The 22,754-nt window shown below is 58.5% G+C and carries 20 protein-coding genes; 11 read left to right on the forward strand and 9 right to left on the reverse strand.

Going from position 1 to position 22,754, the window contains the following annotated elements; all coding sequences use genetic code 11:
- Positions 1-76 precede the first annotated feature (76 nt).
- The 3 genes from GOW31_RS10025 (at position 77) to GOW31_RS10035 (ending at position 4,518) form a co-directional block, all read left to right on the forward strand.
- Positions 77-625: a thioredoxin family protein gene (locus GOW31_RS10025; protein ID WP_171169743.1), complete on the forward strand. Its 549-nt coding sequence runs from the start codon at positions 77-79 to the stop codon at positions 623-625.
- Between the two features lie 3 nt (positions 626-628).
- On the forward strand, positions 629-1,006 hold the full coding sequence (locus GOW31_RS10030) for a VOC family protein (protein WP_171169745.1): 378 nt from the start codon (positions 629-631) through the stop codon (positions 1,004-1,006).
- A 143-nt stretch (positions 1,007-1,149) separates the two neighbouring features.
- Complete coding sequence (locus GOW31_RS10035) at positions 1,150-4,518, forward strand: AAA family ATPase (RefSeq protein WP_171169747.1); 3,369 nt, start codon at positions 1,150-1,152, stop codon at positions 4,516-4,518.
- 85 nt (positions 4,519-4,603) lie between these two features.
- Here the strand turns inward: GOW31_RS10035 and GOW31_RS10040 are convergent, their stop codons facing one another.
- Positions 4,604-5,611 (reverse strand): D-cysteine desulfhydrase family protein, encoded by a 1,008-nt coding sequence (locus GOW31_RS10040; protein ID WP_171169749.1) that lies wholly within the window; start codon positions 5,609-5,611, stop codon positions 4,604-4,606.
- A gap of 206 nt (positions 5,612-5,817) precedes the next feature.
- Positions 5,818-6,510: a Crp/Fnr family transcriptional regulator gene (locus GOW31_RS10045; RefSeq protein WP_152460355.1), complete on the reverse strand. Its 693-nt coding sequence runs from the start codon at positions 6,508-6,510 to the stop codon at positions 5,818-5,820.
- Between the two features lie 187 nt (positions 6,511-6,697).
- Here GOW31_RS10045 and hemA point away from each other — a divergent pair, with 187 nt between their 5' ends.
- Positions 6,698-7,921 (forward strand): 5-aminolevulinate synthase, encoded by a 1,224-nt coding sequence (gene hemA, locus GOW31_RS10050; protein WP_171169751.1) that lies wholly within the window; start codon positions 6,698-6,700, stop codon positions 7,919-7,921.
- A gap of 55 nt (positions 7,922-7,976) precedes the next feature.
- Here the strand turns inward: hemA and GOW31_RS10055 are convergent, their stop codons facing one another.
- Genes GOW31_RS10055 through GOW31_RS10080 form a run of 6 tightly spaced genes read right to left on the reverse strand, consistent with a single transcriptional unit; the run spans position 7,977 to position 13,393 of the window.
- Entirely contained in the window at positions 7,977-8,264 is a 288-nt protein-coding gene (locus tag GOW31_RS10055; RefSeq protein WP_171169753.1) for a cytochrome C oxidase subunit IV family protein, read from the reverse strand.
- Positions 8,265-8,268: 4 nt separating this feature from the next.
- Positions 8,269-8,817, reverse strand: coding sequence for a cytochrome c oxidase subunit 3 (locus GOW31_RS10060; protein ID WP_171169755.1), 549 nt, complete (start codon positions 8,815-8,817; stop codon positions 8,269-8,271).
- Positions 8,814-10,736 (reverse strand): nitric oxide reductase activation protein NorD, encoded by a 1,923-nt coding sequence (locus GOW31_RS10065; protein WP_171169758.1) that lies wholly within the window; start codon positions 10,734-10,736, stop codon positions 8,814-8,816. Before GOW31_RS10065 ends, GOW31_RS10060 begins: the two co-directional genes overlap by 4 nt.
- A gap of 8 nt (positions 10,737-10,744) precedes the next feature.
- Positions 10,745-11,554: a CbbQ/NirQ/NorQ/GpvN family protein gene (locus GOW31_RS10070; protein WP_371813739.1), complete on the reverse strand. Its 810-nt coding sequence runs from the start codon at positions 11,552-11,554 to the stop codon at positions 10,745-10,747.
- Positions 11,555-11,559: 5 nt separating this feature from the next.
- A complete protein-coding gene (locus tag GOW31_RS10075; protein ID WP_171169762.1) occupies positions 11,560-12,927 on the reverse strand; it encodes a cbb3-type cytochrome c oxidase subunit I in 1,368 nt (455 codons plus the stop codon).
- A gap of 16 nt (positions 12,928-12,943) precedes the next feature.
- Positions 12,944-13,393: a cytochrome c gene (locus GOW31_RS10080; protein WP_152460362.1), complete on the reverse strand. Its 450-nt coding sequence runs from the start codon at positions 13,391-13,393 to the stop codon at positions 12,944-12,946.
- Positions 13,394-13,660: 267 nt separating this feature from the next.
- On the opposite strand from GOW31_RS10080, the gene GOW31_RS22035 reads away from it, so the two are divergent.
- Complete coding sequence (locus GOW31_RS22035; RefSeq protein WP_254441680.1) at positions 13,661-14,773, forward strand: Hint domain-containing protein; 1,113 nt, start codon at positions 13,661-13,663, stop codon at positions 14,771-14,773.
- Positions 14,774-14,791: 18 nt separating this feature from the next.
- On the opposite strand, the gene GOW31_RS10090 is transcribed toward GOW31_RS22035, so the two are convergent.
- Positions 14,792-15,988 (reverse strand): NnrS family protein, encoded by a 1,197-nt coding sequence (locus tag GOW31_RS10090; protein ID WP_171169764.1) that lies wholly within the window; start codon positions 15,986-15,988, stop codon positions 14,792-14,794.
- 245 nt (positions 15,989-16,233) lie between these two features.
- On the opposite strand from GOW31_RS10090, the gene GOW31_RS10095 reads away from it, so the two are divergent.
- From GOW31_RS10095 to GOW31_RS10120, 6 genes are all read left to right on the forward strand, one after another.
- On the forward strand, positions 16,234-17,910 hold the full coding sequence (locus GOW31_RS10095) for a cytochrome D1 domain-containing protein (protein WP_152460364.1): 1,677 nt from the start codon (positions 16,234-16,236) through the stop codon (positions 17,908-17,910).
- Between the two features lie 124 nt (positions 17,911-18,034).
- Positions 18,035-19,819, forward strand: a complete 1,785-nt coding sequence (locus GOW31_RS10100) for a NapC/NirT family cytochrome c (RefSeq protein WP_171169766.1) — start codon at positions 18,035-18,037, stop codon at positions 19,817-19,819.
- A gap of 55 nt (positions 19,820-19,874) precedes the next feature.
- Entirely contained in the window at positions 19,875-20,276 is a 402-nt protein-coding gene (locus tag GOW31_RS10105) for a plastocyanin/azurin family copper-binding protein (RefSeq protein ID WP_171169768.1), read from the forward strand.
- A 198-nt stretch (positions 20,277-20,474) separates the two neighbouring features.
- Positions 20,475-21,236 carry a uroporphyrinogen-III C-methyltransferase gene (gene cobA, locus GOW31_RS10110; protein ID WP_152460367.1) on the forward strand — a complete coding sequence of 254 codons (762 nt, stop codon included), beginning with the start codon at positions 20,475-20,477 and terminating at the stop codon, positions 21,234-21,236.
- The gene (locus tag GOW31_RS10115; protein WP_171169770.1) at positions 21,229-21,612 is read left to right on the forward strand and encodes a cytochrome c; all 384 of its coding nucleotides are present in this window, start codon (positions 21,229-21,231) and stop codon (positions 21,610-21,612) included. Before cobA ends, GOW31_RS10115 begins: the two co-directional genes overlap by 8 nt.
- Positions 21,609-22,754, forward strand: coding sequence for a cytochrome D1 domain-containing protein (locus tag GOW31_RS10120; protein ID WP_171169772.1), 1,146 nt, complete (start codon positions 21,609-21,611; stop codon positions 22,752-22,754). Before GOW31_RS10115 ends, GOW31_RS10120 begins: the two co-directional genes overlap by 4 nt.

Genomic DNA, 22,754 nt, shown 5'->3' on the forward strand with positions numbered 1-22,754 from the left:
GGAATCTCGCTCTACTTAACTGCGCCCGTCAGCTAAGCTGGTCTGAACATGCCAATTGGTCACAAAAAGGACAATCATGCTGCTCGACACTCCGATCTGCGATTTCGGTTGGAACGCCCCGGACTTCACGCTCAAAGACCCGAACGGTCGGGCCTTCAAGATGTCCGATCACCTGCAAAACGGGTTGCTGATCGCCTTCATCTGCAATCATTGCCCCTATGTCAAAACGATCACGGACCGGCTTGCCCAGGACACGGACCTGCTGATGTCCAAGGGGATCGGCGTGTTGGCGGTCATGTCGAACGACTATCGCGACTACGCCGAAGATTCGCCGCCAAACATGTTGGAATTCGCACGGCAGAACGGCTTCAACTTTCCATATCTCGTGGACGAGGATCAATCCGTAGGAAAGGCTTATGGTGCTGTCTGCACTCCGGATTTCTTCGGTTTGAATGCGGATGGAAAGTTGCAGTACCGGGGCCGTCTGGACAATCTGGGCCGCGGCCAGACTGGCAAGCGCGAACCAGAATTGGTCAATGCGATGCTGCAAATTGCCGAGACCGGGCAAGGCCCCCAAGATCAGACACCCTCAATGGGATGTTCGATCAAATGGACCCGAGGCTAGGCCATGGGGATCACGTCACTGGATCATGTCAATCTGCGCACCACGCGTTTGGATGAGATGATCGAATGGTACTGCAACGTGCTGGGGATGCGGGTCGGGCCACGCCCACCCTTCCCCTTTCCCGGAGCCTGGCTTTATGTCGAAGAAAACGCCTTCGTGCATCTGGTCGGTGCCGAGGCCGAGGCCACGGGTTCGGACACAGACCTGAAGCTTGAGCATTTCGCTTTTTCGGCGACAGGGTTAGATCGGTTCGAAGCGCATCTCAAAACAAATGGCGTCTCCTATCGCCGTGTGGAACTGACGGCAATCGACACCGTTCAGTTGAACGTCTGGGATCCGGACGGCAATCACATTCACATCGATTTTCGGACCGGCGAATAGAGATGGCAGGATCCAATACCGTTTCGTGCATGGAAATTTCCTCACCCTCAAATTGAACACTTGACCGGAATTCGCGGGTCGTCCTTGATAGAGGGGTGTTTTCCCGGACTGTGCCCGGGGCTGGTCCTTTCAACCAGAGGGAAATGGGGAATGCTTGGATCGGCCTGGTCGCGGCCATGCATGGTGGTCAAATGGCTGACATAGATGAATGGCTGATCCGAAACGGCTTGTCCAAATATGTCAACGCCTTCTCCCGGCACGAGGTCGAACTGGGTGATCTGCCGGAACTGAGCGACGATGACCTTGTCACGATCGGCCTGCCCATTGGACCCAGGCGCCGCTTTCTGAAAGCAATACGGGATGAAACCGGGCAGCCTGCGGGATCACATCGCGCGCATCAGGAACCCAACATCATTGCAGAGCGCAGACAGCTGACGGTCATGTTCATCGATCTTGTTGGGTCGACGGCGATATCGCAAAAGCTGGATCCTGAAGATCTGGCCGAGGTTCTGAGGCTGTTCAAAGAGACCTGCGCCGCTGCGGTCGCCGCTTTTGACGGGCATATCGCCAGTTACTATGGCGACGGCATCATGGTGTTTTTTGGCTTTCCGCATGCGCATGAAGACGACCCGGAACGCGCCATTCATGCAGGTCTTCGGATCGTTCGCGAAATTCCGGAAATCCGCACGCATGCTCATCTTGAAGTCCGCATAGGGATCGCGACCGGCCTGGTTGTCGTCGGTGACCTGCGGGGAGAGAAGATGTTCGAGGATGGAACCGCCATGGGCGAGACCCCGAACCTTGCCGCACGGCTTCAATCGATGGCTGATCCGGGGACAATGATCGTCGCGCCGACGACACGGGAATTGGCGGGTGATGCGTTCGAATATGTGCGCCGTGGCACGTTTCAATTGAAAGGCTTTGCCAAAGAGGTCGAAGCCTGGCAGGTCACCGGCACGCGCCAGACTCTCAGCCGTTTTCTTGCGACAGACGACGCCCGGATGAGTTCATTGGTCGGGCGCGCGCAGGAGCATGAAACCCTTCAAAGCAAGTGGAGGCTGGCCCGTCAGGGTCAAGGTCAGGTGGTGCTGGTCTCGGGCGAGGCGGGCATAGGAAAGTCCAGGCTGATCGAAGAGCTTCGCCGCACGATCCCGGACGCAAAACACCGACAGCTTCGATTTCAGTGTTCGCCCTTTCATGACGCAAGCGCGTTGTACCCGATCATTCGCCAGCTTGAAAACGCGGCCGAACTGCGGGCCGGTGACAGTGCGGACGAAAAATTGAACAAGATCCACGGCGTTCTGGGCGATCCTTCTGAAGGGTCTCTGAAACTGGCTGCGGCACTGTTGTCGGTCCCGTTTGAACACAGGCTTGGCCCGCTGGACTTGACCCCTGAGCAGATCATGAAGCAGACGCTGGACATGCTGGTCAATCATGTGATCGGCTTGGCGCAGGAAACCCCGACCCTGTTGCTGTTTGAAGATGCACATTGGATTGATCCAACGACAAAGACTCTGCTTGATCAGCTTGTAACCCGGATAGAGGACGCGCGCCTGCTGATGGTCATGAGCTATCGGACAGGCTTTGATCCGGACTGGCCACAATCGCACAACCTGATGCACGTCGCGCTTCAACAACTGGATTTCGCGCAGGTCAAAGAGATCGTGAACGATGTTGCCAAAGGCAAGACCGTCCCGGACGAAGTTCACCGTCTGATTGCCGCCAGATCCAACGGTGTCCCGCTGTTCGTAGAAGAGGTGACGAAGGATCTGCTGGAATCCGATCTTCTGACCGAACGCGCCGACGCCTATACGATCGACCGGTCCACGCCATCACCCACTGTGCCGAAAACACTGCATGACGCGTTGATGGCTCGTCTTGATCGACTGAGCTCGGCCAAGGAAGTGGCACAGATCGGCGCTGTCATTGGCCCGCAATTCTCTTATCCGATGATTGCAAGCGTGTCCCGCTTTGATGAACGGGCGTTACGTTCCGGTCTGGATTTGCTGGTGGATGCCGGGATCGTGATCGTTTCAGACTCAGAGCCCGAGGAAACGTTCAGTTATCGTCACGCTCTCATTCGCGACACCGCTTACAACAGCCTGCTGAAACGCGAGAGGCGAACGCTGCATGCGCGTGTGGTCCAAGCACTGAACTCTGCCTCGTTGCGCGAAAACTCTGCCGGTCCGGAAATTCTGGCTCATCACTACACGATGGCAGATATGCCGGACGAAGCGATAGAACACTGGTATCTGGCCGGGCAACGTGCCGTTGAACGCTCGGCCGGGATTGAAGCAGCCACTCAGCTGGGGCGTGCGTTGGCGTTGCTTGAACAGCAGGAAGACTCGGTTGACCGCGACCGCATGGAAACAAAGATCCAGACATTGCGGGCCGGCGTTCTGCGCTCGACCGCTGGCATCGCGGCCGATGAAACGGGGGCGGTGTATGCCCGGATCCGCGACCTGTGCAATCGGCTGGGCGAAACCGAACAATTGTTCCCAGTGCTCAATGGTCTCTATGCGTATCATCTGGTCCGCGGCGAATACGACCTTGCCAAGGACGTTGCGGCGCAGTTGCTGGACCTGTCCAAGCTGACCGACGAAACGCATCACATAATGATTGCCCATCGGGCCATGGGTGCCGTCTTGTTGCATATCGGGCAGCAGGACGCCGCCTATGCACATCTGCGACAAGCGTTGCGCTTGTATGATCCTCAGCAGCATGGCCGTCTTGCCTATGTCTACGGCACGGATCATGCCGCCATTACATCCTGCTTCCTGAGCATGACGGTCTGGTTGCGCGGAGAACCGGACCGCGCGCTCGAGATTCAGCATCAGGCGATCTCGGCGGCGCAGAAACTCAATCACGCTCATAGCCTGGCACAGACGCTGACATATCTTTGTATGCTGCACCTGTTGCGGCGTGAACCTGAACAGGTTTACGACGTTGCCGCGCGCCTCGAGGAACTGGCGACCAAACACACCTTCCCCTTCATGACACTGACGGCGAATGTTTGGCGGTGTTGGGCGGACGCGCAGATCAAGCCAGGCCCGGAAACGATCCGAGCAATGCGCGAGGCGTCCGAAGCCTGGTGGGCCAGCGGGGCCGGAAACTACAAGCCGGTGTTCCTGACGGCCCTTGCCGAAGCGTCATTGAAGGCGAACGACCCGAAGGCGGCTCAGCGCCTGCTGGATGAAGCCCGTGAACAGCAGGTTCTGACCAATGAAGCCTGGGCTCAGCCCGAGACGGATCGGATACAGGCGTTGGTGCGGTCCATGGGCAGTGCCGCAGATGATCTGTTCACGGAGGCTCTGGAAACCGCACGCAAACAGCAGGCAAGAATGTTCGAACTGCGCACAGCGGTGGATTACGTGCAAACTTGCGACCGCTTTGGCTGCTCACCGGCCTCGCCGCCTGATCTTGGAAAGATTCTGGCTATGATCGTTGGCGGCGCGCAGACCCGCGATGTCGCGCGGGCCATGTCTTTGCTCAATCAATCGAAAGTGTCGTAGGGTACTTACCCGGCCAGTTCGGCGGGCAGCACCCTTCCATCCATCCTGTCGCCCCGCAGGACCACAGGCGCAATGCTTCGCTGTTTCAACTCGGTTGCAACTCGTCCTGGTATCCGAACAACGCAGGTTGACCACCCGTGTGCAGCAGAACAACTTTCTGGCCTTTTTCGATGACACCTTGTTCAAGCAGCCCAAGAAGCCCTGCAAAGGTTTTGGCGGAATAAACAGGGTCAAGAAAGATGCCCTCGGAGCGCGCCATCAGGGTCAACGCCTCGCGGGTTGCGCGACCGATCCGTCCATATCCGGGCGCCAAGGCGCCGTCCCAGGTACAGATGTCTTCCATGACCAAAGCAGGGTCGAAACCCATCATGGTCGCCAATCGCCCCAGGACGTTTTGCAGTCGCGCGTGCTGCTGGTTTTGATCGCGACGCACGCATATGCCGTAGACAGGCGCAGTCTGTCCGACCAAACGCAATCCGGCCAGGAACCCACCATGGGTTGCCCCGCTTCCCGACGGCACCACTGCGGCGTCGAAATCGCTGATCTGAGTATGCAACTCGGCCGCCCCCACCACATAGCCCAATGCCCCCAGCGGAGGGTGATCTATGCCCAGATGGATAACGTATGGCTTCCGACCCATGGCAACCAGTTCCTCGGCGCGTTCGTGAAGAGCGCCGTCCGCGCCCGCCTCGTCCTCGCCCTTGGGATAGCCAATATGTTCCGCCCCCAGAAGCTGTGCCAGAAGAACATTTCCGGATCGATGGTAGTATTCTCCCATATTCGTCACCCGGTCTTCCAATTGAAGAACGGATGACATTCCCAGCTTTGCCGCCGCAGCTGCCGCGGTGCGCACGAAATTGGATTGCACGGCACCTGTGATCAGGATGTTGTCCGCCCGCTGCCTCAGCGCCTCGCCCATATAAAATTCCAGCTGGCGGGTCTTGTTTCCGCCGAAGCTGAGCCCGGTCAGGTCGTCGCGCTTGATCCACAGATCCAGCCCCAGTTGGTCAGAAAGACGCTCAAGCCGTTCGACAGGTGTGACCGATGTCATCAACCTTGCACGGGGATAGTTTGAAAGCGCTGCGTCTATCATGGACCAGGTGCCCCTTCATTTTCATGCAAAAGACTCGTGCCGATGGATGGCACTGCTGATCAGGATAGTGAGGTTTAGGAAAGCGTGGAAGACGGCCGGTCACGCGCAAAAGCGCCCGACTGAAGCCCCCGTTGGAGCTGGCCAGTTTCGGATAACGGGTTTTCCGTGAAATTGCAGCGCCGAAGGGTCCGGCCGCCGGTGATCAATCACCTCTCGCTGGTGTCGCTTTCGGCGTAGTTGCGCAAATCGTCCATGTCGGCGATATCCGCGTGGTTCCTGTTGATCTTGACGCCAACGGGTTTCAACCGCGAAAACGCGCGGCTCAGGCTTTCGGGCTTCATCCCAAGACGTCCGGCGATAAGCATCTTGTCGTAGGGCAGTTCCACCTCGCACCGACCGGAATCGCGATCGCACAGATTCAACAGAAACTCTGCAACGCGTTGCGCCCCGGTTTGCGCCTTCAATTGTTCCAGCTGCGCCACCAGAGCATGCAGATGCGTGAACGTCGCAGCCAGAATTGAAACGCCGATTTCCGGGTCTTCCTTCATCAGGGACAGCAGCACCGGGCTGGGAATATGCATCACTTCACAGGCTGAAACGGCTTCGGCGGACACGGGATACGGCACGTTGCGCAGCGCAACGGCCTCACCAAAGCTTTCTCCGCGGGTGAAAACGCTCACCACCGCTTCCGCTCCGGTCGGAGAGATACGGAACAGCTTGACCCAACCCGCCAGCACGACGTGCACGGCCTTGGCTTCTTCCTCTTGCAGAAAGATCGTCTCGCCACGGTCATATTGCCGCCAAATCGCTTGCCGCAGCAAAGTATCCACATGCTGATCTGGCAGGCTGCGCAGAAGCAGAGACTGCCGCGCAATCGCCTTTTGTGCCTCGTGTGACATGAAGGCACTCCCTTCTTCATCCAGTCCGGGCGATGGCCCGGGATATCATCCCCAATGCCCTGCTATGCCAAAGCCGGCGTGGCAGTGCCAGTCTTTTTCTTGACGATCAACTTGACAATTGTCATGTCACGGGGCCCGTCGCTGCCCTAGGGTCGGCTCGCAGCCAGTTATCCGGGGAGCATGTCAGATGGATTTCGAGCGATTTTTCAGCCAGAGCCTCGACGCTTTGAAAGATGAAGGAAACTATCGGGTTTTCATCGACTTGCAGCGACGTTGCGGAGCCTTCCCGAACGCTCGCCAGACCGATGGTTCGATCCAGCGGGATGTGCGTATCTGGTGCTCGAATGACTACCTTGGAATGGGGCAACACCCTGCGGTCATCAACGCCATGCACGATGCGCTGGAGCGTTGTGGCGCCGGTGCGGGCGGAACGCGCAACATTTCGGGCACGACGCATGACCACGTGCTGCTTGAGGCAGAGTTGGCAGATCTCCATGGCAAAGAGGCCGCTTTGCTGTTCACCTCGGGCTATGTATCAAACTGGGCCGCTCTGGGAACGCTGGCTGCGAAGATCCCCGGTCTGATCGTTTTCTCTGATGCGCTGAACCATGCCTCGATGATCGAAGGCATCCGCCACTCACGGGCGCAGAAGGTGATATGGAAACATAACGATCTTGCGGATCTGGAGGCCAAACTGGCCGCCGCCGACCCCGACGCGCCCAAGATGATCGCCTTTGAGTCCGTTTATTCCATGGATGGTGATATCGCGCCGATCAAGGAAATCTGCGACTTGGCCGACAAATACGGCGCGATGACCTATCTGGATGAGGTTCACGCCGTCGGCCTCTATGGCCCGCGCGGCGGTGGTATTGCCGAGCGTGAGGGCCTGATGGATCGCTTGACCGTGATCGAAGGCACGCTGGGCAAGGCCTTCGGCGTGGTTGGTGGGTACATCGCAGCCTCGGCGGCGCTGTGCGATTTCGTTCGCAGCTTTGCCAGCGGCTTCATCTTCACCACGGCCCTGCCACCTTCGATCGCGGCCGGCGCTGCCGCATCTATCCGGCATCTGAAGCAGTCAAGCGCCGAGCGTGATCTGCAAAAGGCCCGTGTGGATCAGGTGCGCGCCCGTCTGGATGCGGAAGGGATACCGCATCTGCCGAACCCCAGCCATATCATCCCGGTGATGGTGGGCGACCCAGTGAAGTGCAAGTTCATCTCGGATACGCTTCTTGAAGAATTCGGCATCTACATTCAGCCGATCAACTATCCCACTGTCCCCAAGGGCACCGAACGTTTGCGGATCACGCCGTCCCCGGTCCACACAGATGAGGATATCGATCATCTGGTTGGTGCCTTGTCGGCGCTCTGGCAGCGTTGTCAGATCGCGCGGATCCCACAGGCCGCTCAGTAACCAGCCCCCCCTTTGCTTGATTTGTGCCGCCTCTCGGGGCGGCATTTTTTTTGCCTCAGATCAGGTAGAGCGCAAAAATCACTACGGAAAATCCGGTCAACACCAGGGTGAACCCACGCAGCCAGCTTTGGCTGTTCTCCAAATCCAGGTAGTGTTTCAGGATCACGCGGGCCTTAATCAGCGCCAGCAACAGGATACCGCCAGCGATGATCGCGGTTGGTGCCCCAATCAAGGTCAGCAGCGCGGATCCCACGCTGAGGGCCAAGAGCGCAAGCCAGGCCTGGGTCAGAGGGTTCGGCGGCCCTTGGCGAGGTTCTTTGGTCAAAGATGAAGGTTGGGCCATCTGACTATCCCAACAGATAGATCACTGGAAACAGCATGATCCAGACCAGGTCCACCATGTGCCAAAACTGTGCGCCCGCTTCGACGCTAGTGGGGTCGTCGCGCCAGGCCACCAGCAACAGAATTCCAACCCCGGCGAGGACATGCGCGGCATGAAAGCCGGTCAGCATATAATAGAACAGAAAGAATGGATGCGTTTCGTATCCTATCCCCTGAGACGCCTTGTCGGCGTATTCCGCACCCTTGATGATCAGGAACACGACACCCAGAAGCGCCGCAAGGATCAACGCAAACCGGGCCCGCAAACGTTGCATGTTCCGCCGCCAATGCAGCGCCTGTGCGGCCAGATAGCCTGACGTCACCAAAACCGCCGTGTTCAAGGCTGCACCGGTGCGATGCAGATGCGACTGCGCCTCGGCAAAACCTGCCGGATCGGTCAGACGCACCCCCATGAAGGCGATCATCCCCGCGCCAAAGACCAGCAGTTCCGAAATGATCAGAACCCACATCAGGAACTCGCCCGGCAGTTCGTCGATCAGAGAGGCATCACTCATGCGCCGACCAACTGGCGATAGATCTGCGGCAGGGCCATGGTCAGGCGATGCGGATCTGGGATGACGGCGAAACCGCCCTGCCCGAACATGCGCGGAAACCAGCTTTTGCCGGTTTTATCGATGGTGACGCCGAACACTGACTGTCCGGCCCGGCGCGCCTCGCGTATGGCCATGCAGGTATCTTCGATGCCGTGACGCCCCTCGTAATGGTCCAGGTCGTTTGGCTTGCCGTCTGTGATGACCAGCAGCAATCGGCGCTTGCGGGACTGGCTGGCCAGATCTGAGGAACAGTGCCGGATTGCCGTGCCCAACCTTGTATAATGTCCGGGGCGCAGCGACGCGATGCGCTGTTCAACTTTGGTTCCCATCGGTTCGTCAAACCGTTTGCAACGCTGCACATAGACGCGCTGACGCTTGAGGGAGCTGAACGCATGAATGGCGAAATCGTCACCGCAAGCGTTCAGGCCCCAGGCCAAGGCCGCCAGCGCCTCGCGTTCGATATCGATCACAGCACGCCCCGTGACCGCGCTTTCGGTGGATCGGCTGACATCCAGCAGGATCGACACCGCCAGATCGCGGGCCTCGGGGCGGGATTGCATCCAGACGCGTTCCGTCCCTTCACCATTTGCGCAGCGGTCAACCTGCGCCCGAACGGCGGCTTCCATATCCAGCTGGTCACCGTCCAGATGGCCCCGGGTCATCACGCGCCCCGGGCGCAGCGCCTCGAATTGGCGCTTGACGGCGCGAATGCGGCGCGCAGTGGCCGGATCCTTGCTGAACTCGGCGGCATCGTCGCGGATATCGGCTTCCGAAAGCAGAACGTTCACATGATCCGGCAGGTATTGACCCGTCCGCACGTCCCATTCGGGATATAGAATACGGCCTGACAGGCGTTCGCGGTTGACGTCTTCGGGCGCCAGATCAAGGTGAAGCTTCAACTTGGTAGGCGGCGCCTTGGAAATCTGGCCAAGACCGATCTCTTCCTGATCGTCAGCCGCCTTCTTGGCGTTGTCGGGATCGTCGTCATCGATGCGACGGTTGATATTCAGAAACTCGGCCCAACTGAGGATGGCTTCGAACTTGTGCAGAATGAAACTGTCGCTGCGCTCGGCCTGATCCGATTTGCGGCGCCGGGCACGGTATGTCTTTTCGCCGGATTCCTCTGGCGGGCCTTCGGTATCGGGGTTTTCAACATCGTTGTGTTCCGAGAACCCAACTGCGCGCAACTCCGGCCACAGGGGAACCGGGCGCATCGGCTGATAGCCGCGCGGGGCGATCAGGTCGTCGTCAAGTGCCAGAAGGTGCTCGGCCTGATCCGACAGGGGCTTGGGATCGCCCAGCATATGATGGATCAGTTCTTCAACCGCGGCCTCGGCAGGCGGCAGGCTGGGGATATCGCGCTGATACAGCACGCCCTTGCACAGCTCGGAATACAGTGGACGCAAGCCAGGCGCATCGTCCAGAGTCGCCTCGACCATATGCCGGGCGGCGATCAAGGCACGCAGGTCGGCACGCAGTGGATCATCTTCGTCAATTCGGGTTCCGGCATGGGCGGCGGCGGCGGCCAACCAGACAAAGAGCGCGCCGTTTGCCTCGCGTGCGGGAAATACTGCCAGACGGTCGGGCAGACGCAAAACCTCTCCGTCGAACGAGGCGCGCGGCATCAATTCCACTTCGGTTGCAAGTTTGCGGCGCCAACTCAGGCGGTGACGCGAAACCTCGGGTGAGACCGGGCGCAATTCAACGCCCGGACTACCCCCAAGCCCCCGAAAGAGGACTGCCAGCCGCCCCGCGACCTCGGAAAGGTCGACCGCGGCTCCAACATGCACCTGGGGTGCATCGAGGCGGCTGGCAAGGGTGTGCCACAGTTTCCCGATCGTTTCTTCGGGTTCCCATGGCTCAAAGTCGATCCTGACCATCGCCGGCCTCACCCAAAGACGGCGGTGACAAGATCGAGGAGCCCGCGTTTGATATCCTCGTCATCGGTCAGAGGTTCGATCATGGCGGCAAGGATGGCGCGGTCGGTGGACATGCCCTGCGCGATCAGCGTCGCGGCATAGACGACCAGCCGGGTGGACACGCCCTCCTCGAGGTCCTGACCCTTGAGCCCGCGCAGCTTGCCCGCCAGCCGTACCAGCGGCTTGCAGCGTTCCAGCGGCAGGCCGCTTTCCTGCGCGACCACTTCGGCTTCCATCTGAGGTGAGGGAAAGTCGAATTCCAGCGAGATGAACCGCTGCCGGGTCGAGGGTTTGAGGGTTTTCAGGATATTCTGATAGCCGGGGTTGTAGGACGCCACCAGCATGAAACCGGGCGCGGCCTCAAGCTCTTCGCCGGTGCGGTCGATCGGCAGGATGCGCCGGTCGTCGGTCAGTGGGTGCAGCACCACGGTCACGTCCTTGCGCGCCTCGACCACCTCGTCGAGATAGCAGATCGCACCTTCGCGCACCGCGCGGGTCAGAGGGCCATCGACCCAGACGGTTTCGCCGCCCTTCAGCAGATAGCGTCCGATCAGGTCGGCGGCGGCCAGATCGTCGTGGCAGGCCACTGTATAAAGCGGGCGGCCAAGTTTCACAGCCATATGGGCCACAAACCGGGTCTTGCCGCAGCCCGTCGGGCCTTTCAGCAGAACCGGCAGGTCGTTTTTGTAAGCGGCGGTGAAGACATCGCATTCATCGCCCTGGGCGAGGTAGAAGGGGGCGTTTGCCGCCCCCTCTTTCAGGTTCATGGAGCCATCCATATCCATCACTCCGCAGGGGTTTCGGCTGCGCCGGGTTCAATGACCTCTTTCCGGGGAACCCAGATCGAGTAGATGAACAGCAACGCTCCAAGGACCACGACCACACCGGAGCCAAGACGCATCCAGTAGAAGATCGCGATTTGGTCCTGCACGTCCATGAAGTAGTCGCCGACCACACGCTGCATGTGCGTCTGCACGGTTCCACCGAAGGTCAGGACGAAGGTCATGAAGACCATGCCGCTGGTCATCAGCCAGAACGAACCCATATTCAGAACCTGATTATAGGGATCACGGTTCTTGAGGATCGGCATCGCGTAGCTGAAGATAGCCAGATTGAGGCAGACATAGGCTCCGTAGAAGGCCAGGTGCCCGTGTGCCGCGGTGATCTGCGTACCGTGGGTGTAGTAGTTCACCCCGTGCAACGTGTGCAGGAAGCCCCAGACACCGGCGCCGAAGAAGGCCAGCGTGGCACAGCCCAGCGACCACAGCAGCGCGGCCTTGTTGGGGTGGTCCCGACGGCCCTTCCAGACCATGACGAAGGCAAAGGCCATCATCGCGAAGAACGGGATCACTTCGAGGCTTGAGAAGATCGACCCGATCCACTGCCAGTATGCAGGCGTACCGATCCAGTAGTAGTGGTGGCCGGTGCCGAGGATGCCCGAGAACAGCGCGGCGGCGACGATGACATAGAGCCATTTTTCGACCACCTCACGGTCAACACCGGTCAGCTTCAGCATCAGGTAGGCCAGGATCGAGGCCATGATCAGCTCCCACACACCTTCGACCCACAGGTGGACGACATACCACCAGTATTGCTTGTCCAGCGACAGGTTGCCCGGGTTGTAGAAGGCGAACAGGAACAGCAGCGCCAGACCCCAAAGGCCCAGAAGCAGGATGTTGGTAATGGCTGTCTTCTTGCCTTTCAGAACGGTCATCGACACGTTGTAAAGGAAGATCAATGCAGCCACGACGATACCGGCCTTGACCCATTTGGGCTGTTCCAGGAACTCGCGCCCCTCTTTGCCCAGCAGCCAGTTGCCTTCGAACAGGTTGAAGACATAGGTGACGACCACGCCCAACGTGCCGACAACAAGGATGATCAGTTGCAGATAGGCCAACTTGGGCGAGTGGATCTCGCGCTCGGCTTCTTCCGGGATCAGGAAGTAGGCCGCACCAAAGAAACCCAGGATCAGCCAGACGATCAGGGAGTTAGTGTGCAGCATCCGCACGATGTTGAACGGCAGAAGCTCGCTCAGGAAATTGGGGAATACATAGATGAAACCGGCCAGAAGGCCGCCGATCACCTGTATCGCGAACAACGCCATGGCTACCGCAAAGTAGGCATAGGCGATTTTTTGGGATTCGTATTTCATTGTTTCGTTCCCTTTCTCAGCCTGCCTCGTTGGGCGGCCAGCCCTGCGCGTCGATGTTGTCCGTCCAGATCAGGAAGTTGGTCAGGTCACGGAGTTCTTCGTCGCTGAGGTTGAAATTGGGCATTTGCCGACGACCGGGAATGCCGGTCGGTTGTGCTTCCATCCAGCCCTTGAGGGATTCAAAGGCTGATTCCGGGTCGTCCAGCACGCCCCAGCGGGTCATCACGTTGCCGACTTCCGGAGCAAAGTAGGCCCCTTCACCCAGAATCGAATGACAGTTCACACAGGCGTGTTTTTCCCAGACATGCTTGCCCCGGACCACACTGTCATCCAGCTTTGCGGCATTTTCGGAATTGACGATATACCAGTGGGAATGGGCCGAAAGGGCCAGAAAGATGAGAATGAAGAACAGTGACCCGCCATAAAAAATATTGCGGGCCATGCTCTTTGTCATGACGTCTCGCATTGCGCTCTCCTTTGCGCAGATTAGCTAGTGTCTGCAACATGACGGGCGGGACGCGGGAGTGCCTTAACGAAAGTCAAGACTTCTCAAGTATGCTCTGGAACGAGGTCGGATGCCTGACAAACAGCAAGAACCACGAAAAAGCCTGGGGTTCGCCTTGATATCTGAACCAATCGTGAGGAATGTCGCGTCGACATTTTAGTATGGCAGAGTTATCCAAGCGCTTGAGAGAACAAGTGTAAATTCCGTGTCAGAGAGTGATGGGTTAAAATGGCAAACTATTCCTATATCGGTTATACGCCCGGCGTAATCACGGTGAATACGATTGGGCCGGATACGGTTACATTGGATGTCAATTTTGATCCTGACACGGATCGTCGTTTGTTCAGCGTGACAGACGCAGCCGGTGGATTTATTCAAAACGGCGGCGGACCACCCACTGTCGATACTGGCGATGTTTTCAACGGTGACCGCTTCGACAACGAAGACGGCGATGATCTGACGCAGACCGGCACCATCACCACCCTTGATGGCTCGACCACCTTTCTTAGTGGCCCAATTTACCTGGAAGAATCCTATATTCTGTCCAAACCAGGCGGGGGTACGATTACAGTTTATCGTGTGGAAGTTGACGGAACTTTGGGTGGTTACATAACCTCTGAACCCCTTGTGCCCGGCACGACATACTCGATGAACATCGTGAATGTTACGCCGACCAATGCTCCTGACACAACTGATCCGACCACTATCATTGACGTGCCGTGCTTCGTAGCCGGAACGTTGATAATGACTCCAGAAGGTCCGAGGTCCATCGAGGATTTGAAGGTGGGTGACGTGGTCGTCACCGCCGACAACGGACCGCAACACATACGCTGGATTGGCACGCGACATCTGGATCAGGCGGCGCTTCGCGCCCGTCCCAGGCTGAAGCCCATCCGGATCGAGGCCGGTTCACTGGGCGATCACTTGCCCCAGCGTGATCTTTTCGTGTCACCGCAACACCGTATGCTGGTCCGGTCGCCGATTGCCGTCAGAATGTTCGACGCCGAAGAGGTTCTTGTTCCTGCTCACATTCTTGTCGGCGTGCCCGGCATTTCAATCGCTGATGACACCCGTGCTGTGACCTATGTCCATCTTTTGTTCGACCGTCACGAGATCATCTATGCGGAAGGCGCACCTTCCGAAAGCCTGCTCACCGGTGCGCAGGCCTTGTCCAGTGTTCACCCGAACGCACGGGCGGAAATTCTTGAATTGTTCCCTGAATTGGATCAGCGCAATTACGTTCCGCTGGCCGCACGACGGATACCGGAAAAAGGGAAACGCGCTCGGGCTTTGGTCCATCGTCATATCAAGAACGCGCGGCCACTGGTCGCTGAACGATAAGCGCCGCCCGAACAGGCGTCAGGGCTGTTGCACGGCGCGGGGGCCGGTCAGGGCAGGCCACATGGCAAACAGATACAGCCCCATTGCCGCGATCCAAAATCCATCCGCTGTCAGCATCGCCGTCATGTACCCTCCTGTCATGTCGGATCCCAGCCAACGCACAAGCGCTGCAACCGCCATCAAACCATAGGCAATCGCCATGGGCTTTGGCGCGACAAGGGGGCGACCGCTGTGGCCCAAGGCGGCGCGGCTCATTACGGCAAGGGTCATGCCACCAACGCAACCAATGCCCAGAACGTGGAGCGCGCCGATCTCATTTCCCATCCCGATGGCCGCCACCCCCCAGAGAATCAGACCCAGCGCCAGCATCCCCAGACCCAGATGCAGCGCGATCAGGATCGGTTGACGCAAGGCCCAGCCTGTTCTCCAACGCGCCATGCGCATCAGTTGAACACTGCCCATCACCAAAGCAACGGCCCCCGCAACAGGCCCGACATCAAGTGCAAGCACAAGCAGGGGCAGCAACAGCGCCAGAATCATCGTCGCCCTGTCCAGCCTGGCCACGGATACCGGCCACGATGCTTCGGGTTGACCCGCTCTTTTCATGGCATTGCGTGTGAAAGCCGGCGTAATCCGGCCACCCAGGATCGCGATCATCGAACACAAGGTCAAAAGCCCGGCCCGAATGCCGGTATTCAGCGTATCCACCGTGACCCCCATCCATTCCAAATGAACCATAACGTTCGAAGCCAACATCAGAACCAGAAGATACAGAAACACCATATTCTGCGGCTTGGGCCGGCGAACCAGTTGACTGGCAATCTTCAGCGCCAGAATGGGAACAAAGCTCAGGTCCACGAGTGCGACGAACAGGGGTGGCAACACTCCGGAAAACCAGACCGCCAGACGCCCGGCCATCCAGATCAATGCGACAAGCGTGATAAAGCGAGCCCGCGCCTCGGGCGTACCGGTCCAGTTCGGCACGGCGGTCAGAAAAAACCCCCCCAAGGCGGCCGTTGCATACCCGAAAATCATCTCATGCGCGTGCCACATCACCGGGGGCATCGCGTAACTCTGTTCCATGTAGGGCATCAGCCCGTCGAGCGACGCCAACCATACGCCCCACGCGACTCCTGCAAACATACCGTAAAGACCCGCCGAAAGAAAAAAGACCCGAAACCCTTCACTGAAAACACGCGCGATTACAGCTGTCATGCCTGCTCTCCATAGCTTTTCCCGCCGTTGAACAATGTGTAGTGCCCGCATGACCCGGCGCCCTTAACCAAAATCAAGACTGGGCTTAAACATGTGTGAGAAACACAAGATTTATTGGGGGTTTTGATCTGTGTTTTCTTTCCAAAGTGCTTTGTCTGCACCCTTGCCGTTGACTTTGGTCAAGGATGACATCCACGTGATGTTTCACTCTCGACACCGCCTCACCACGCATATGGAGAGTGATCATGTCACTTGGAATCAGCTACAACAAACCCGGCCGCGCCTTAGGGGTCGGATTGGCAATGTTGTTGGGCAGCGTCGCTGCTCCGACCTTCGCCGAAGAGCCAACTTTGAGCGAAGAAGCCTTTGAATCGTCTAAACAGCTCTATTTCGAACAATGCGCAGGCTGCCACGGCGTATTGCGCAAAGGGGCCACGGGTAAAAACCTGGAACCGCATTGGAAGAAGACCGCAGCCGACGGCACTGTAACCGAAGGCGGCACCTTGCAACTGGGACAGGAACGCCTTGAAAAGATTATCGCCTGGGGAACCGAAGGCGGCATGAACAACTTCTCGGACATCATGACCGAGCAGGAAATCAAGGATATGGCGACCTATATCATGATGGAGCCGCCAAAACCACCTGAAATGTCGCTGGAACAGATGATGGCGACGCGTAAGGTCTATGTCGAAGAAGAGGACTATCCGACCGAGCCGCTGCACGGCCGCAACTGGGAAAACTTCTTTGTCGTCATCGAACGTGACGTAGGCAAGGTGGCCGTGATCGACGGCGACACCAAAGAGGTGCTGACCCACATCCCCACTGGCTACGCCGTGCACGTTCTGAAAGCGTCCGAACACCACAGCCTGACCGAGCCGGAACACCCCGGTCGCTTCTGGTACACAATGGGTCGCGACGGCAAGATGACCAAGATCGACCTTTGGCAGACGCCGGACAAGATGTTGGTATCCGAAGTCAAGATTGCATATGACGCCCGTGACGTCGCCGTTTCCGGCGATGGTAAATACGTCATCGGTGGTGGCTACTGGCCGCCGCACTTTGCAATCGTTGACGCGAAGACCATGGAACCGGTCAAGGTCGTATCGACCCGCGGCGTGAACGTTGATGGTGAGTATGTGGAAGAAGCCCGTGTGGCAGCCATCTACACCACTCCGAATGAACCCACCTGGATCGTTGCCGTGAAAGAGCTGGGACAGTTGTGGCAGGTCGATTACACCGATCTGGACAACCTTCGGATCGACAAGATCGACAGCGCCAAGTTCCTGCATGACGGGTTCTTCGATCCGACAGGCCGGTATTTCCAGATCGCCGCAAACGCGTCGAACAAGATGGTGGTTGTCGATACCGAAACCCACAAGCTTGAGGCGATGATCGACACAGCCGCGCTGCCGCACCCTGGTCCGGGCGCCAACTGGGTCGACCCGAACTGTGGCCCTGTGGCGGGCACAACCCACCTTGGTGTCGGTACCGTGACCGTTTGGGGCAACGATCCTGAAAACCGTCCGGATGACGCCTGGAAAGTCTGCTACGAAGTGGAAACCGACGGCCCCGGCCTGTTCGTCCGCACCCACCCGAACTCGGATTACATCTGGGCTGACCAGACTAAGCATCCGGAACCGGAAGTGCAGCAATCCGTGCAGGTCATTTCGAAAGAAACCGGCGAAATCGTGAAGACGATCCAGATCACTGAAGACGAAGGCAGCGCCGCTGTTCACTTCGAATTCAACGCTGACGGTACCGAGGTATGGGTTTCCAAGTGGAACCTGTCGGACTCGAAGGAACCCAATGGTCAGATCGTGATCTTCGACGCCAAAACGCTGGAAGAAATCGGCCGCATCGATGGGCTTTATGCCCCGACCGGCAAGTTCAACGTCTACAACCGGTCGAACCACGTCACCTGACGAGGTCAGGACGACCACAGGAAAGGGCGGGCCCCTCGCCCGCCCTTTCCTTGTTTGAGTCATCAGCCAAACTCACCGGCCTGCCACCAAGGGCCAGACAATACAGCCAAAACGGAGCCCGGATATGACCTCCGAACCGGAAAAGAAAAAACCGATCTGGCGCCGGTATTTCCTATGGGGAATGCCTGTGGCCGGTATCGCCGGGGCCTTTGCCGCCGGCATCATCTTCTGGGGCGGGTTCAACACCGCAATGGAAGCCACGAACACCAAGGAATTCTGCATCTCATGTCACGAGATGCGAGATTTTGTTTACGAAGAATATACCGGCACGATCCATGACGTGAACCGGTCGGGTGTGGGGGCTGTTTGTTCCGACTGCCATGTTCCCAAAGACTGGACACATAAGATGATCCGTAAGATCAAGGCGTCCAAAGAGCTGTATGGCAAGATGGTCGGTACCATCAACACCCGTGAAAAGTTCGAGGCCAAACGTGTACATCTGGCCATGAACGAATGGGAGCGGATGAAGGCCACAGACTCGCGCGAATGCCGCAACTGTCACGATTTCGAATCGATGATGCCCGAATTCCAGAAACCACGCGCCCGTCAGCAGCACCTCAATGCGATGACTGTCGGACAGACCTGTATCGACTGCCACAAGGGGATTGCACACTCGGATGCACGCGACCGGGCGGACGAAGAGTATCTGGAAAAGCTTGAAGCACCGAATCCGGACTTCATCCGGCCCATCCCCCCGGAATATCTGGCCAGTCTCGAAAAGATTGAAGCCAAAGAGGCCGCTGAAGCAGAAGCAGAAAAAGCCGCCAAAAAGGCTCAGCAAGAGGCCGTTCAGGCCCAGATCGCAGCGGCTGTTGACGCTGCTTTGGATGAAGAACGCGCAAAAACCTCCGGTGAAGACGCCGCGGCGCCCTCTGGTGGAGCAAGCGACGTTGGGTCCAACATCGACTGGAACGCAGTGGCCGCGGCGGATCTGAAACTGTTTTACCCTGGTCAGGCCTCGTTTGAATGGGTCCAGAACGGCAAGTTCCATGGTGGCGCGCGCCCCCTGACCAAAGGCGGGGATCAGTGCACCACCTGTCACGCCAAGGAACTGGACACCATCGGCAACAAGATCGTTGCGGGTGGAGATCTGGAACCGACCCCGATTCCGGGCAAACGCGGTGTCATCGACGCAACCGTTCAGGCGGCGCATGACGACGAAAACCTGTACATTCGCCTGCAATGGCCGGACGCGGGTCACAACCCTGCCCCGTTCGTCGATGGCGGCAAGATGGACCCGGACAACCAGATCAAGGTTGCCATGATGATTACCGGCACTGGTATCGAGCTTGGAGATCAGGTGGGATGCTGGGCTTCGTGCCACGCCGACAACACCTATATGCCTTTTGCGCCCGAAGCGGATGCGATCGCGGCCAATGCGGATGTTGCCGGTCGCCTCAATGCCACGGACACCGTTACCAAATACATCAGCGAAAGCCGCACGGATGTTGAGGTCAAGGGTCGCCGCGGCAAAGCCCTGGGGGGCTGGGACAAGATGAAGGCCGAGGAACAGATCGAGCAGTATCTGGCCGACGGCACCTATCTTGACCTGATGCGTGTCTACGCCGACGGAAGCGCCACCAATGGCTATCTGTTGGAGCAGCGCGTGGTCAATGATGGTGAAATCGCCGCATCGGCCGAACTGTCCGGTGGCATGTGGACCGTGGTGTTTACGCGCCCCCTGAATTCGGGCGCGCCCGGTGATGTGCCATTGGAGGCAGGCAAGACCTATACCGTTGGCTTTGCCATCCACGACGATTTTACCGCAGCACGGTTCCACCACGTGACGCTGAATACCAGCCTGGCGCTGGATGATGACAGCGCGTTCATCAACGTGGTCAAACAATGACGGATCGGGGCCGGGTCAACCGGCCCCGGCCACTCTTGGAAAGGAGTCATGGACCATGAAACCCCAACGCCTTCTTCCCGCGCTGCTGCTTCTGGCCGCGCCCGCCTGGGCGGACGAAACCGCCGAAATCTGCGCCGAGGCCGAAGAGCGCTATGTGGAGTTGTTCGGTCAGCCTTCGTCGGCCGTCGAAGACGCCGAAGTGGTGCTGATGTACAAATACAATTTTTGCCCATCCGAATTGACCGTGAGGGCAGGTACAACTGTCCGATGGGTGAATGTCGACAAACGCACCAGCCATTCCGTCCTGTTGAAGGATGGCAGCCAACCTGAAAGTGATCGCCTGTTCCCCGAGGAATCTGTTGAACTGACCTTTCTCACGCCCGGCTCACAGGACTATCTGTGCGGCCCGCATTGGGAGACACAGAACATGATCGGAATGATCACCGTCGAACCCTGAAACAAGGCACAATACAGGCAGGATGAAGGAGCGCGGGCGCAAATCCCGCGCTCCTTAACTTATGTCAAGGAGGTTGGTTTTCGATTGGGCCAATCTTCCCCCATGACACGCCCGGCTCACCCAGCAACGTCTTGCAAACGCAACGGATCTGCATGGGATACCGGGTCTCGAAGACTTTCAGACCAAGCGAGTTTGCACATGAGCGGTAAGGTTTTTCTGATTGGCGCAGGCCCCGGCGACCCCGAGCTGATGACCCTGCGCGCACTGCGGATGCTGCAAGAAGCGGATGTCGTGGTTTATGACCGGCTGGTGTCCGCCGACATTCTGAACTTGCACGCGGAAAGCGCCAGGCTGATCCCTGTCGGCAAGGCCCCCAAATGCCACACCGTTCCGCAGGACCGCATCAACGAAATACTGCTTGAAGAAGCCAGCGCAGGTCACACGGTCGCCCGGCTGAAAGGCGGCGACCCCATGATCTTTGGTCGCGGTTCGGAAGAGGCTGCCTATCTGATGGCCCGCGGTGTCGCTGTCGAATACGCACCGGGCATCACGGCGGCCCAGGGGGCGTCTTGTTCGACGGGTGTGCCGCTGACCCATCGCGGGCTGGCGACCTCGGTTCAATATGTCACCGGACATCGGCAGGCCGACAAAGTGCTGGATCTGGACTGGAAACGTCTTGCCGATCCGGACTCGACACTGGTGGTCTATATGGGCGTCGCCAATATCGGTCAGATCGCCATGGGGTTGATGACCGAGAACCTGCCAGGCTCGACACCGGTTCTGGCGGTGGGCAAGGCCACGACACCTGATGAGCGTCGTCTAGTGTCACGACTTGACCAGTTGGCCACGGATGTGCGTGCAGCCGACCTGAAGGCGCCGACGCTGTTTATCATTGGCAAGGTGGTTTCGCTTTATGCCGAACGGCCTGTGGCCGAGCTTCTGGAACAGGCCCATGGCTAAGCTGGGAAGACGAGATCAGGGGACTGTCCCAACATGCACCGACAGATCGCCGGGTCGCTCGGGGTGGGCGGCGCGAACCGGTCTGACCATTACGGTTCTGGCCGCGACCTCTGCTTTCGCGGCGGATGTCATCGATCCCGATACCCTGAAAAGACTTGTGCATCAGGATTGCGGTTCCTGTCACGGCCTGTCCCTGAAGGGCGGTCTTGGTCCCGATCTGCGCAGTGAGACACTTGAACACTACGACGCGGATGTATTGACCAGCGTCATCCTTGACGGCATCCCCGACACCGCAATGCCCCCGTGGCGGCCCCTGATCAGTGAAGAAGAGGCCGAATGGATCGCCCGTTACCTGCTGGAACAGGAGGCACAATGAAACACTTCATTCTTGGCCTTGCAGCCACATTGATGATGACTACAGCGCAGGCTGAACCGACCGCGACAGGCGACCTTGGCCTGGTCATCGAACGCGCCAAGGGCTCGGTGCTTCTTGTGGATCAATCCGACCGCGCAGCTCTGGCCCGGATCGAGGGATTGGGTGATCTGTCACATGCGTCTTTGGTCTATTCGCCCGATGAACGGTTTGCCTATGTGTTTGGCCGCGACGGCGGGCTGACCAAGATCGACATCGTGACCCGCCAGATCGTGAACCGCGTCGTGCAGGCCGGCAACGCCATCGGCGGGGCGATTTCGGACGATGGCAAGCTGGTGGCCGTGTCGAATTACGAACCCGGTGGCGTGCGCGTATTCGATGCGGACACGCTTGAGATGGTCGCCGACATCCCGACCGACAGCAAAACCATCGGCCTGGTCGATGCGCCCGGTCGGCGGTTCGTTTTCACGATGTGGGATACCGGGGAAACCTGGATTGCCGATTTCGCAAAAGGCGCACCAGAGATCACCAAGATCCCGGACATGGGCAAGAACCCATATGACGCGCTGATCACTGCCAATGGCCGCACCTATATCACCGGTCTGTTTGGCGAGGACGGCCTGACCGCGCTGGATCTGTGGGCCGAAACCCCCGAACCGATCCGCGTTCTGCCCGATTACGGGCGTGGTCAGGAAGAAATGCCGGTCTACAAGATGCCTCATCTGGAAGGCTGGGCGCTGACGGGTCGCGAGTTTGTTTTGCCCGCTGTCGGCCATCACGAGGTTCTGTGGATCGACGCCGACACTCTGACCGAAACGGGGAGGACCAAAACCCACGGGCAACCGGTCTTTGCCATGGCCCGTCCCGATGGGCGGCAGGTCTGGGTGAATTTCGCCCACCCGCTGAATGACACCATTCAGGTGATCGACAGTGTCAGCAAACAGATCATCCACGAATTCAAACCCGGCCCGGCGGTATTGCACATGGAGTTCACGCCACGCGGGCATGAAGTCTGGATCAGCGTGCGCGATGCCAACAAGGTCATGGTCTACGACACGCACAGTTTTGAAAAACTGCGCGAGATCGACGCGGACAGCCCGTCCGGCATCTTCTTCACCGCCCGTGCGCACAGAACGGGGCTGTAA

Source organism: Ruegeria sp. HKCCA0370, from assembly GCF_013033705.1.
Classification (GTDB): Bacteria; Pseudomonadota; Alphaproteobacteria; order Rhodobacterales; family Rhodobacteraceae; genus Ruegeria.